Origin of the sequence: Nonomuraea terrae (assembly GCF_004348995.1) — a bacterium.
In the GTDB taxonomy this organism is placed as follows: Bacteria; Actinomycetota; Actinomycetes; order Streptosporangiales; family Streptosporangiaceae; genus Nonomuraea; species Nonomuraea terrae.
In genome coordinates this window covers 1-12,862 of the sequence record NZ_SMKQ01000067.1, presented here as the reverse complement: position 1 = coordinate 12,862, position 12,862 = coordinate 1, and the positions used below count along the sequence as shown (strand labels likewise).

General features: G+C 69.6%; 10 protein-coding genes. 3 read left to right on the top strand and 7 right to left on the bottom strand.

The window, feature by feature from the left end:
- Positions 1-44: 44 nt before the first annotated feature.
- Complete coding sequence (locus tag E1286_RS21945; RefSeq protein ID WP_132615312.1) at positions 45-917, top strand: aldo/keto reductase family oxidoreductase; 873 nt, start codon at positions 45-47, stop codon at positions 915-917.
- A gap of 258 nt (positions 918-1,175) precedes the next feature.
- Here the strand turns inward: E1286_RS21945 and E1286_RS21940 are convergent, their stop codons facing one another.
- Complete coding sequence (locus tag E1286_RS21940) at positions 1,176-1,811, bottom strand: TetR/AcrR family transcriptional regulator (protein WP_132615311.1); 636 nt, start codon at positions 1,809-1,811, stop codon at positions 1,176-1,178.
- 381 nt (positions 1,812-2,192) lie between these two features.
- Between E1286_RS21940 and E1286_RS21935 the strand changes: the two genes are divergently transcribed.
- Both E1286_RS21935 and E1286_RS51320 read left to right on the top strand, forming a co-directional pair.
- Positions 2,193-3,020, top strand: a complete 828-nt coding sequence (locus E1286_RS21935) for a hypothetical protein (protein ID WP_246075034.1) — start codon at positions 2,193-2,195, stop codon at positions 3,018-3,020.
- 517 nt (positions 3,021-3,537) lie between these two features.
- On the top strand, positions 3,538-3,672 hold the full coding sequence (locus E1286_RS51320) for a hypothetical protein (protein ID WP_281282712.1): 135 nt from the start codon (positions 3,538-3,540) through the stop codon (positions 3,670-3,672).
- A gap of 388 nt (positions 3,673-4,060) precedes the next feature.
- Here E1286_RS51320 and E1286_RS21925 read toward each other — a convergent pair whose 3' ends face one another.
- The 6 genes from E1286_RS21925 to E1286_RS21890 form a co-directional block, all read right to left on the bottom strand.
- The gene (locus E1286_RS21925) at positions 4,061-4,960 is read right to left on the bottom strand and encodes an MBL fold metallo-hydrolase (RefSeq protein WP_132615310.1); all 900 of its coding nucleotides are present in this window, start codon (positions 4,958-4,960) and stop codon (positions 4,061-4,063) included.
- A 722-nt stretch (positions 4,961-5,682) separates the two neighbouring features.
- Complete coding sequence (locus E1286_RS21915) at positions 5,683-6,483, bottom strand: helix-turn-helix domain-containing protein (RefSeq protein WP_132615309.1); 801 nt, start codon at positions 6,481-6,483, stop codon at positions 5,683-5,685.
- Positions 6,484-6,604: 121 nt separating this feature from the next.
- On the bottom strand, positions 6,605-7,414 hold the full coding sequence (locus E1286_RS21910; protein WP_165969842.1) for an alpha/beta fold hydrolase: 810 nt from the start codon (positions 7,412-7,414) through the stop codon (positions 6,605-6,607).
- Between the two features lie 398 nt (positions 7,415-7,812).
- Positions 7,813-8,073, bottom strand: coding sequence for a hypothetical protein (locus tag E1286_RS21905; RefSeq protein ID WP_132615308.1), 261 nt, complete (start codon positions 8,071-8,073; stop codon positions 7,813-7,815).
- An 82-nt stretch (positions 8,074-8,155) separates the two neighbouring features.
- The gene (locus E1286_RS50380; protein WP_246075033.1) at positions 8,156-10,990 is read right to left on the bottom strand and encodes a ComEC/Rec2 family competence protein; all 2,835 of its coding nucleotides are present in this window, start codon (positions 10,988-10,990) and stop codon (positions 8,156-8,158) included.
- A 619-nt stretch (positions 10,991-11,609) separates the two neighbouring features.
- On the bottom strand, positions 11,610-12,527 hold the full coding sequence (locus E1286_RS21890; RefSeq protein WP_246075032.1) for a ComEA family DNA-binding protein: 918 nt from the start codon (positions 12,525-12,527) through the stop codon (positions 11,610-11,612).
- Positions 12,528-12,862: the final 335 nt, after the last annotated feature.

Here is a 12,862-nt window from a genome sequence, read left to right as displayed (position 1 = left end):
CAGAAGGCGCCACCCCCACCAAGTGGACGACGAAAGGCAACAAGATGAGCACACCCTCCCTCTCTCTTCCCGGCGGCACCTGGACGCTGGGCGGCCTTACCGTCACCAGGTTCGGTTACGGCGCCATGCAACTGGCCGGCCCGTGGGTCATGGGACCGCCCGCCGATCGCGACGGTGCCCTGGCCGTGCTGCGTGAAGCGGTCGACCTCGGCATCACCCACATCGACACCAGCGACGCCTACGGGCCACGCGTCACCAACGAGTTGATCCGTGAGGCACTGCACCCCTATCCCGAGTCGCTGCACATCGTGACCAAGGTGGGCGCGACCCGTGACGAACAGGGTGGCTGGCCTCCGGCCCGGCGACCCGAAGAGCTGCGCAGCCAGGTTCACGACAACCTCAAGTCCCTCCAGCTCGACGTACTCGACCTGGTCAACCTCCGGCTCGGCAACGCCGGAGGTCCCCAGCCTGGCTCGCTCGCCGAGGCGTTCGAGACGCTCGTCGAACTCCAGCAGCAGGGCCTGATCCGCCACCTCGGGGTCAGCAACGCCACCGCGGAGCAGGTCACCGAGGCGAAGAGCATCGCGCCGATCGTGTGCGTGCAGAACATGTACAACCTCGCCCACCGCCACGACGACGAGCTCATCGACCGGCTCGCCGCCGACGGCGTCGCGTACGTGCCCTTCTTCCCCCTCGGGGGCTTCACCCCGCTTCAGTCCTCGGCGCTCTCGGCGGTCGCCGACCGGTTGAAGGCGACACCGATGTCCGTCGCACTGGCCTGGCTGCTGCGGCGATCACCGAACATCCTGCTCATCCCGGGCACGTCGTCGACGGCACACCTGCGCGAGAACATCGCCGGCGCGGGACTCTCCCTCTCTCATGAGGACTTGACCGAACTGGACGACATCAGCCGCTGAATGCCCCAGAGCCAACGGCCCATACCGGGAATCCGATCGGAAAAAGGCGATCACGAGTGCGTGGCAGCGGTGTGTCCGCGCTCACCCGGTACGCCGACGGCCTGCCGCTCGACCTGGACGCGGTGACCGCCGGACTGTCGGCGTCCTGGAGCGCCAAGCTGATCAAACGGCACGGGTACGGCAGGGCGAACTCCGACCCTCTCAGAGAGAGGATCCTTCTTTCGATACTGACGTACCCACGTCCGGCGACAGAGCCAGTCAACGTGCAGGTGCGTTGATGGCGTCTTCAGGCCCCGCCGGTCCGATGCCATCGGTGGCGGCATGAACCTGCAGGAGCCTCTCGACTCCGCGCAGGAAGGTCTCGCAGATCAGCGCCGGGTCGAACAGGCAGCCGGCGGCCATGGCGCCGTCGCGCATCATCACGAAGTGGCGGGCGGCGGGCTCGGCGCCTGTCTCCCGGATCTTGGTCAGCAGTTCCGTGACGGTTTCCAGGAACCATTGGCGGTGGGCGAGCACGGTCTTGCGCACCGGGGACTCGGGGTGGGGAAACTCGGCGGCAGCGTTGAGGAAGGCGCATCCCCGGAAGCCGGGGGACTGGATGCCCTGGGCGATGGACTTGCCGAGGGCTCGGACGGTGTCGGCGGCCAGGAGCCCGGCGGCGACGACCTCGTCCGCCTGGCTCCGCATGGCCCGGTCGACCTCGTGCAGGTAGGCGAGGACAAGGTCTTCCTTGCCCGGGAAGTGCCGGTAGAGGGTGGCCCGCGTCACCTGTGCTTCCGCGACGATGCGATCGATGCCGACGGCGTGGATGCCCTCCGCGTAGAAGAGCCGGGTGGCCGTGTTGAGCAGCCGGGATCGCGCTTCGGACGGCCGGCCTTCGGATTGGCTGCGCATGCCACCATCCTAGTGGGTAGAACGTTCGGTCTTGACAGCTCCGCCATAAGTGGCCATGCTTTGACGCGATAGAACGTTCTGTCTTGCGGGGAGTTGTGCACCAGTGGCTCGTGTAGGCAAGTACGCACCGCCCCGCTGTCCATCGGTACAGCCGTGGTCACTCGCGGTCGGCCTGTCGGCGGCGGTCTCGCCGTCCGCGGCACGGACCTCGGTCCCCCCAGCCTTCGTGAAGCCGACCCGGGCTGCCGCGCCCAAGCCGACCGTCGTCCTCGTGCACGGTGGCTGGACGGGATCACCTGGCTGCGCGACGCCGGCCACCCAGTCATCGCCGCGTCAACTGCGCCGCGTGGCCTACCCATCGGCACGGTCGCGGTCAAGGACGTGCTGCGCAGCGTCAACAGCCAGATCATCCGCGCCGGAACGAGCGAGGCGGCGGCACGGCACACCATCTCGTCCTGGTACCTGGTCAGCAGACAGGACCAGGCCATCGCGGCCGGTGTCAAGCGCTACCTGGCGAAGCGGGCCAAGGCCCACACCGAAGAGGTGAACTCTCGCCCACTGTCTGGTCAGCCACCTGATCGAGAAGGGGGCCGACCGCAGGACGCGCTGAACCGCTCTCCTCGTCACTCATCCACTGAAAGGATCACCATGAGCACCATCGCTGCTTCACCCGGGATTTCCGGGACCGCGTCCGCATTGCGGCGGCTGTACTTCATCCGGTTCGCCTTCGCCATCGTCTGGGCCCTCGTGATGTTCACGACCGCCTCGCGACTGGGTCCGGTCGCGGTCACTCTGCTCGTGCTCTACCCGCTGTTCGACGTGGCCGCCGCCATCATCGACGCCCGCGCGTCGCGCACCACCGGATCACCTGCCCTGCTGTACGTGAACATCGCGGTCAGCCTGATCACCGCCATCGGCGTGGCCATCGCCTGCGCGTCCGGTATCCCGGCGGTGCTGCGCGTGTGGGGCGCTTGGGCGGTCGTGGCCGGGCTGGTCCAGCTGATCCTGGGTGTCACCCGCCGCAAGATGGGCGGCCAGTGGCCGATGATCCTCAGCGGCGGCATCTCCGTACTCGCCGGTGCGTCGTTCATCATTGGTGCCGCCGCGGACAACCCGACACTGATCAACGCGGCCGGCTACGCCATCCCGGGCGGCATCTTCTTCCTCATCTCGGCCTTCCGCCTCGGCCGCGCCGCGAAGGGAAACTGACATGACAGCAACACCTACGACGTCGTCGTCCTCGGGGCCGGCCCGGTCAGGGAGAACGTCGCCGACCGAGTGGTGCAGGGAGCGCCGCCGTCGTCGGGCGAGCTCGTCGGTGGGGTGATGCTCCTACCGGGCCTGCATGCCGACCAAGGCATTGCTGCGCACCGCGGCGGCGGCGCGGGCGGCGCGTCAGTGGCCAGGAGCTGACCGGTGGTCTCGACGCGGCCGCGGTGCCGGCCCGTCGGGATTCCTTCGCCTCGCATAGGAAGGAGGACGGTCAGGTCGGTCGGCTCGATTCGGCCGGGATCGCTCTGCACCGTGGTCAGGGCCGGATCGTGTCCGCGAAGGTGGTCGAGGTGACCGGCGACGACGGCGCCCCGGTCATGTTGACGGCCCGGCCTGCGACGGTCATCGCGAAGCGGCGCGCTGCTGCCGCACCTTCCCGGTTTGCGCGAGACCGCGCCGTGGACCAGCCAGGAGGCGGCCGCCGCGAGCGCGGTCCAGGCCGGCTCGCGATCAGTTGGCCATCTGGGACAAGAACCTGCGCTGCGTCTGGCTGACCGGGGCGGCCGAGCAGCTCAGCGACGACAACCCGTACTACCAGGCCGGCCGTTCCCTGACCGAGGTCATCGCGGGGATCGACACGGGACCGTGAGATCGGCCTTCGAAGAATCTGCGGGCAGAAGGAGTCGGGTGTAGCTCCTCTGGAGGGACGGCCTCAGGGGCACTGTGACTGCCGTCGGAGTATGCCGCCCGATCCGGTCAGATGCGCGCGAGGAGTTCCTGCTTCTGAACAGTGAACTCCTCGGCGGTGAGCACACCTGCGCAGTGCATCCAGGTCGCGCAGCCGCACGAAGGCGTCCAGGAATCCGGTCCAGGAGTCGACCTGACAGTTGACCCGGCAGGTCGATCTCCGGGGCCAGTCCGGCGGCGGCCGCCGCCTCACGGTCTTCAGTTCCGTCGCGACGGAGACCACCGAGAAATCGGAGCGTTCTGCATGCCCTCGCGGCCTGCCCCGCGCCGAACGACTCGGACGGCCGCGATCACGCCGAGATGAACGGCTCCGTCAGATGCGGTGTCGCCAGGTGCAGCCTGGTGGCGGTTTCGCGGGCGAACATGCGCTCCCTTGAGCGCCTGGCCGCCTCAGGGTCGATCTCGTGCGAGTAGGCGAGCTCGGGGTGGAGCAGCTGGAGTGCGTGCACCAGGAGGTCGCCGGTGACGAGCGCCAGCTCGCGCCCGTCGGCGACCAGCACGCTCTGGTGCCCGGGCGTGTGACCGGGCGTGGCGACCGTGCGCCCGGCGCGTAGCGGCGTGTCCCCGTCGAGGAGCCGGAGCCGACCAGCCGCCGCGAGCGGGTCGGTGAGGGTCTCGCGAAGCTGCGGGTTGAGCGCGTCGAGGGCGTCGAACTCGGCCCGCTGGAGCAGGTATTCGGCGTTCGGGAAGTAGGGGCGGCGGTCGCTGGTCGCGCTGCCGGGCGCAGGGACGCCGGCCACCGCGCTGCCGGTCGAAGCGTTGACGTCCACCGCGCCGCCCGCTGATGGGACGGCCGCCTCGGTCACGACCGCCCATCCGACGTGGTCGGTGTGCAGATGCGTGAGCACCACGGTGTCGACCTCGGCCGGGTCGATGCCCGCGGTGGCGAGCGACTCGGGAAGCGCACCGGGCACGGGCGCCCACGAGACGGCCGGGCCGTCCGCCGGACCGATCCCGGCGTCCACGATGGTGAGGCCCTTGTCGCTGTGGATCGCGTACGCGCGGAACTGGAGCCGCCAGCGGCCCTCGGCGTCGACCGCGCCCGGGTCGTAGCGGTCGGCCTCGGCCCACTGAGCGGCCGTTGCCTCGGGGAAGGCCTCGGCGCGCGGGGAGAAGAATGGGCCCTCGCCATCGGCGAGCGCGATGATCTCGGTCGAGCCGATCCGGAGGCGGGGAACGCTGAGAGACATGGCCGCGATCCTGCCATGCGTTGCACGCGGGTGGTGACTCGCTCCACCACCGGCTCCTGAACGTGCTGTGCTCGCGGGCCCGGTCTGTGTGAGCACGACGATGAGTTGCAGCATGCCGGCCCGCATCATGGCCGACACCATCCTCGATGTCCGCATCAATGACAGTTCGCACGGCGAGATCGGGATCGACGCCCTGCTGGCGGGCCGCGCGGCCGTCGCGCCCGGGCTCACCCGCCACCAACGTGCTCACCGGGGGCGCCAACAGCGGCAGAGGACGGCTGTCCCGCCTGCTGGTGCGCGTGGCCTTCAGGCCCACGCCGGAAGGCGCGAAGACCTCCCTGTACGCAGCGACCATGCCAGATCTGCCCGGCGGCAGCTACGTCGTTCCCGACGGGCCGCTGCAACTGCGTGGCGAGCCAACTCGTCGTACTCGCGAGCACAGAACGTCACTGCCGATGAGTATGAACACGGCGATATGTGCTGACCGATGATCTCCGGCCATGCCCGTGCTGACGCCGTGATACTCGACATGGCGGCCAGCATCTGGATGAGTCGCGCCCCGTCGCCGGCATCACACTCCTCGCGGCAACTGCCGGGCAGGAAGTTCTCGAGATGTAGCCACGACCGGCGAACCTCCCCGGGGACTTTGACGACACTGCCCTGACGCGGCGCGTTCCTCCATCTGCGTAACGCGTGGCAGCCGCATCGTGTAGGCAAGCTGTTCAACGAAGGTCGGGGACGCGTTCGCCACCCTTCGCAACGCGCCGGCTTGGCGATGAAGCCGGCCACGCGACGCCGTCGACCGCGAGCCACGGCGCGACGGCCAGGGCCGTGGGCGTGAGCCCGGCAAACGTCGTGACCTCGCGGTGGAGGTGGGACTGGTCGACGTAGCCGCTCTCGGTGGCAACGCGGGAGGCGGCGTGACCCGCCGCGAGAAGGTGGGCGGCGTGGTCGAAGCGCACCAGTCGGGCAGCGCGTTTGGGTGTGATGCCGAGCTGGGAGCGGAAGCGGGACCACAGGCGCTTGCGGCTCCAGCCGACCTCGTCCGCCAGTCCGTCGACCCGCACCCGCCCCCGGCTGGTGAGCGTCCGCCGCCAGGCGTAGGCGACCTGCGGATCGACCGGTGGGTAGGTGCCCAGCAGCCGGCCGAGGATGTCCACCGCGATCGTGAACCGTTCGTCCCACGACGCGGCGGCGCGCAGCCTGTCCTCGGCTTGCCCGGCGTCGCGGCCCCAGACATCCTCAAGGGCTACCACCGTCCCGCTGAGCTCGGTCGATGCGCCGAACAACGCAGCCGCCGCGACCGGCTCCAGCCGGATCTGGAGGCACTCGCCGACTCCCCAGCCAGTTGCCCGAAGATCGCCGGGAAGGAGCCCGACGACGACACTGCCGCGCTCGTGCCGGCCATGGTTTTCGTAGACGACGCCTTCTCCCTCGCTCAGATCGACGAGCAGGGTGACGGACGGGTACGCGACCATGGCGATGTCCACAAAGGCCGGGACGCGGTGGCGGAACCCGGCCATGCTGACCCCCGGCAGCCGAACCGACGGGCGTGGGACTGCGACGTCCACCCACGCCCGGTCAAGTGGCGTCCCGGTCGACAACACGTGACCAGTCTAGGCTTCAGGGATCATCGGTGGGCTGTCAGCGGCCCGTTGCCGTGAAGGCCAGCAGCAGTTTGCCGGTCGTCTCGGGCGCTTCCAACATGGGTAGGTGCCCGACGCCGGGCAGCAGCTCGACGCGCGCGTTCGGCACCGCGTCGTACTGGTGCGCCGACGACAGCTCCCAACGGGAGTCGGCAGCGCCGAAGATCACCAGCACGCGGACCTCGAGGGCGGCGAGACGCTCCGGCACGCTTCGCTCGGCGATGTACGCGGTGTTCCGGCGCAGCACCGTCCTCATCACGCGGTAGGTGATGCCCCGTACGTCGGCAACCACGTCGTCCGGGAGGTCCACCGGGCGAGCGGCCGTCGCGCTGATCCCCCTGCGGATCATCGCATCCGAACGCCTCGACCACAGGAGCGGGCCCAAAGGCGGGGCCAGCAGGACCCGAAGGATGAACGGTTGCCGAAGGAGCGCATCCTGACTTGGGCCGCTGCTGATCAGTGCAAGCGAACCAACGAGGTCGGGACGTTGTTCGGCAAGCGCGGTGGCGACGTAGCCGCCGCTGGAGTGCCCGACCGCGGCGACGTGACGAAGGCCGAGGTCGTCCAGCAGCGCCGCCACCTGGCCCGCCTGCGCAGGCACGTCGTACGACGGCGCGGGCGGGGACTGGCCGCAGCCCGGGAGGTCGACCCGGATGACGTGATGGTGGCCGGCCAGTGCCGGGACCACCGGGCTCCAGAAGCCGCCCGAGGCCCCCGATCCGTGGATGAGCAACAAGGGCGGTGCCTGCCGCGGGCCGTCATGGACCACGTGCATCCCATGCGAGTGCTCAATGTCGTACGTACTCATGCGCAGACTATGCACGGGCGGCCGACCATCAGTCTTGGACAAATGTTCCCGCGGAGTTGACCACCGACGGCCCGCCATCGCAGTCCCCGGAGGGCGGTGCTGTCTTGGCAGACGAGGACGACAGCGCTCTTCCAGCACGGGGCACGATCGATCAGCCCGGCACTGCGTGCCCGCGGGCGGGCGAGGGCCACGATGCCGAACACCTCGTCATACTCACGATCGTGTCGCTTGTCCCCACAGGGTTTTGGTCCCGACGTGCTTGATCCCAGTGAGTGATGCTCATACCGAGCGACGGATGACAGACGTCCTCGTCCCACGCCGGTTCGTCGGGGTCCCGAAACTGCCGGACATCGCGGCGTAGCTGAGGTTCCTGCCTGGCGAGTGGGTGACCTGCTCGCTCATGCTGAACCTCCAGGCAGGAGATCTCGCAGAACCGTGAGCGGGATGAAGGCCGGTTGCGCACAGAGTTCCTCAGGCGTGGGGCCAGCCGGGGTGAGGATGTTGGCGACGCGTTCGGCGAGCGCGATGACAGCGTCCCTGTCTCCTTCGAGTGTCTGACGTTCCCCGTCCGTAAGGTCTGGCTGCTCCAGCGTCTGATCGATGCCGTTCTTGACCTCCAGGAACTGGGGCCGGGTGGCGCCGCGGTCGACCGTGCACACCGATATTGTGCTTTTGTGCAACGGTGCCCCAGCACGCGAACGGCGGCCGGGCCGCACCCTCCCCTTTGAATGATCATGACCATCAGGTCATCGGGCTCGGTGGCATCGCGGCCGATGGTGCGCACCGGTGCTTCGACCTTGTGCAGCGGTGCCTCCACAGGTGGGCGGCCAGGCCGCGCCCCACCCCTGTCGCACCACCGTGGCCGTCACCGGCTGCGCGAAAACCGAAGTCACGGCCACGGGGGATCACCGCCATTCCGTCTGCACCCTCCACTACGGCGAGATCGCCCGACTGGTCGGTGCGGTAGACGGTGAGCCCGAGTCGGCGTAGGAGGCCGAGCGTGGATGGGGCAGGGTGACCGTAGTCGTTGCCGGCCCCCACGCTGATCAAGGCCGCCCGTGCGCCGAGGGAGCCCAGGAACTCTGGAGACTGCCGGTTCGATCCGTGGTGCGGCGTTTTGAGGATGTCCGCGCGTACCGGGAACCGGCGCAGGAGGTCGTCCTGTGCCTCGGTTTCCAGGTCGCCGCCCAGCAGGGCGGAGCCGGAACGCCAGCGTACGTGGAGGACCACGCTCGCGTTGTTGATCTCGCTGCCCTCCCCGTAGCCGTACGGTGTGCCAGAGTCGAAAGCCGGGGCGACGACGGTGAGCTCCGACGGGCCGAAGCGCCAGCGTGTGCCCGGGGCGGCCGTCCATTCTGGTATGCGGCGACCCGCCAGCATGGTGGAGATGCGTGCCCCGCCTTCCGAGCCGGCTCCGTGGGGGCTGACCACAACCGCCCCCACGCGCCGGTCTCGCAACACTCCCGAAATGCCGCCCACGTGGTCGGCGTGGGCGTGGGTGAGGACGAGCAGGGGAACATCGTCGATCCCGACCCTGCGCAGACACTTGTCCATGATCACCGGGTCGGGCCCTGTGTCCACCACGACGGCCCGGCCTGGACCCGCCGCGATGAGCAGGCCGTCGCCCTGACCCACGTCGCACATCACCATCAGCCATCCCTTGGGCGGCCAGGGACCGGCGATCGGCCGGATCACCAGCACCGCCACCAGCGCTGCCACGGCCACGGTCACCGCGGCGGTCCGCCAGGCGCGGCGGCGCAGGATGGGGATCGCGACGAGCACTGCGAGCACGAGCAGGGCAAGACCTGGAAGGCCGGCCGGCCATGGCACGGTGGCGAACGGCAGGTCCACCGCCCAGTGGGCGACCGTGATGATCCACCCGACCGCGTAACCGGCCGGGACGACGAGCAGCCGAGCGCCGTCCGGCCACACGGGGGCCACCAAGGCGGCGCCGAAGCCGAGCAGCGTGGCGGGGGCCACCGCCGGGGCGACGAGCAGATTGGCGACCACGGCCACCGGCGTCAGCTGTCCCGCCATGAGGACCAGGACGGGTGTCACGGCCATCTGCGCGGCCGCGGGTACGGCGACCGCCTCCGCGACCCAACGCGGCAACGGCGGAAGCCGCAGCAAGGCGCGCTGCCGCGACGGGCGCTCTGCCCTTCGACCGTCCACCGGGCCGTCCACCGGGCCGTCTACCCGGCTGTGTGCCCCACCGTCTGCCCCACCGTCTGCCCGGCCGTCTGCCCGGCCGTCGTCCAATAGATGACCGTTGTCTTCGTCCAGGACCCGGTCATCGTTACCAGGGGCGACCTGACCGTACGGGGGTGGCGGGCCCGTGTCGGCCGCGGTGAGCGGGTCGACGTGCGGCAAGGTCGCGGATGGGTCCTGTGGGGCGATGTTCTCCTTCGAGCGGGACAGTCTGTCGCGCCAGCGGGGGGCGAGGATGAGAATGCCTGCGGTGGCCGTGACGGAGAGGGCGAAGCCGTACGAGCGGGCGAGTTCGGGGACGAAAAGGATCAAGAAGAGTACGGTCGCCGACAGGGCGGCCACCCCGTCCTTGGAGCGGCCCGTGCCCATGGCGACGGCGGCGGCCAGGCCCATGAGAAGGGCGCGGAGGACGCTCGGCGACGGACGGGCGACGACGGCGAAAACCAGCATCGCCACAGCCGCGAACCCGGCTCTCACCGGCAGCGGGAGGCCGATCACGCGGGAGAGAGCGAGAGTAGCGCCTGCGACGATTGCCAGGTTTGCGCCGCTTACGGCGTTCAGGTGGCTGAGGCCGGCTTCCCTCATGTCGGACGTCACCTGCGGGTCCATCCGGGAGACGTCGCCCACGACCAAACCGGGGAGGAGGCCACGCTGGTCGGGAGGAAGGACGTCGGCGGCGGACCGGAGCCCTGCTCTGAGAGAGCCCGCCATCGTCTGCAGGCCGGAGGGAGGCGTCAGGACCTTCGGCGGGCCTCGGACCAACAGGATGGCCGCCACCGATGTGCCGGCAGTGGGGCGGGCGAGGCGTCCGGCGACTTGGAGGTGCTGGCTGGGAAGGAAGCCGCTCCAGGCCCGCCCGATGGCGAAGACGGTTACGGGGACGTCGACCGTTTGGCGGCTGGTGCCGTACTGGACGACCTTCAGCGCGGCGCGGGCGACGTAGCTGTCCTGGGCGAAGTGTCCGCCTCGGTTCGGGCGCCGTTCGGGGTCGTCTGTCAGCGCGATCTCTGCGGTTATGAAGGCGTTGCTGTCTGCCAGCTCGGGCACCGGGCCGGTGCTCAGTGCGTGCACTCGCAGGGCGACCGACGCGGAGGCGGCCGCCGTGCAGATGAGGGTGGCGATGGCGATGTTGCGCCATCCGGTCGTGATGTCGTGCCAGCCGATACGGGTGACGCGGGGGCGTACGAGCCACGCCGTCGCAGCAGCACTGAGGGCCGAGGTGACGGCGACGATCATGCCGGTGCCGGCCGAGCAGCCGAGCAATGCCATGGCGCTGCCCCAGGCCGCCACCGCCGGGAAGGCGAGCGGCCATGCACGTTCGCGGTTGTTCTTCTCGAGAGCGGGCTGGGATGGCGCGACGGCCTGCATGCGCCGCGTTGCTCTGACGTCCGCGCCGAGACGCGCCGTCCCACGGCTCTGGTCACCTCGGGACCAACCGTCATCCGGACGCACCCAAGCGGTGACCGCGTCTGAGTGTGCGGGCCTTCCCGAGACTTCCACCGGCAGGATCCAGCGGGTCCCATGGCCCCAGGACGTCTTCCCGTCTGAAAGTCCTCCCCGCCCCCGTTCGTCGCCCATGTGCGCCCAACCGGGAGCCGGTCCTGAGCATGCCGACCACCCACGGTTTTCCTCCGGCTGAGACCAGCCGGCCCCATCACTCCAGCGTGTATCCGCCTCCAGGCGGGCTACCCTCCCCAGGTCGTCATCCGAGTGCGCCAGACCGGCTGCTGATGCTGGGCGGGACTGTCCTGCTGGGCTCTTGGCTGCGCGAGGCGGTGCGGGATCGACGAGGGCGGGCTCGTATGGCCAGGCGACCGGGCGCGTCGGGTGATTTGTCGCCGAGCAGGGGTGTGCGCCGTCGCGGACCTCGAGATCAGGGCCTGCAAGGGCGTTGGGGTGTTGCTCTTGGTGCTGCGAAGGGCCTGGGGTGCCGAGAGAGCGGCTCGCACGGCGGTTGTGGTGCTCTTCGGAATGCATGGTGGGCATGTCAGATCCGGACCTTTGGCTTGATTTCTTCGAACGTTTTGGGACCTATGCCGCTGACTTCGCGAAGCTGGTCAACTGCGGTGAAGCCGCCGCGGCTGGTGCGGAACTCGACGATGCGGGCGGCCAGCACCTCCCCTACGCCGGGGAGCTGCTCCAGTTGCTCGGCGGTGGCGGAGTTGAGGTCGAGTACGGTGCTTGCCGGGTCTACGACGGGCGAGCCGGGGGCAGCCGGCTGCTGTTTGGCGCCCACGACGATCTGTTCGCCGTCGATGAGGCGTCGGGCCAGGTTGAGCCCTCCGATGGAGGCTCCACGGGACACTCCTCCGGCGGCCGCTATCGCGTCCGTGACCCGGGCGCCTGAGGGGAGAAGATAGACGCCTGGTTTGCGGATCTTGCCGGCCACGTGCACGGTGACCTTGGCTGTGGGCGATGGAGTCGCGGGCACGATCGGGGTGGGTGGCGGAAGGGGCTGCGGTCTGGGCTGGGCTTGCCAGACCAGGAAGGCCGCCACTGCGGCAGCGAGGACACCGATGGCGAGCAGCACACGCAGGCCCGGCCTGCCGGGGTCCAGCGTGGGGCCCTGGGAGGCGAGAGCGGTGCGGAATCTCTGGAGGGACGGGGGAACAGTGGTGAATCCCTTCATGGTCTGAGCCGCCGCCGGGCCCTTGTTGGCCTGTGGTGCCGCTGCCGGGCTCTTCTTGGGCTGCGTCACCACCGCGGGGCTGGACGCGGTCACGGGGTCAGGAGGGACGGACGAAACCGAGGAGCCAACGCCGCTCCATGCATGGGGCGACGTGTCGAAAGGACCGAGGTCGTCGTTGTGGATGGCGACGGGACGCAGGTAGCCCGGATGGTCCAGGTCGAAGGGTGCGGGACCGAAAGAGCCCAGGCTGTCGCGGTGCCCCAGGGCTGAGCTCATGCCACCTGAGTCGTTCGGACCGACGTCAACGGAAGCTGGCCGGCCGAAGCGGTCGTGGTCGGCCGCCGTCGCGCCCCCGGCGCCTGAGTCACCCAGGCCAGAGCCCTGAGAACCCGGGGAAACCACGTGGGCAGCCTGATCCGCTACAAAACCGACAGAGCCGGAGTCATCCCGGGCGACGCCCGTAGGATTCGGCGGAACGACGCTGTCGCCGTAACCGGGCACAGAACGCGATGCAGCGAAGCGGTCGCCGTGGGCGCTCCAGGATGCGAAGAGTTGGTCCACTCCTTCCGGGGTGTGAGGGAGGGTTGTCGGACTTGGGGTCTGAAGGTGGG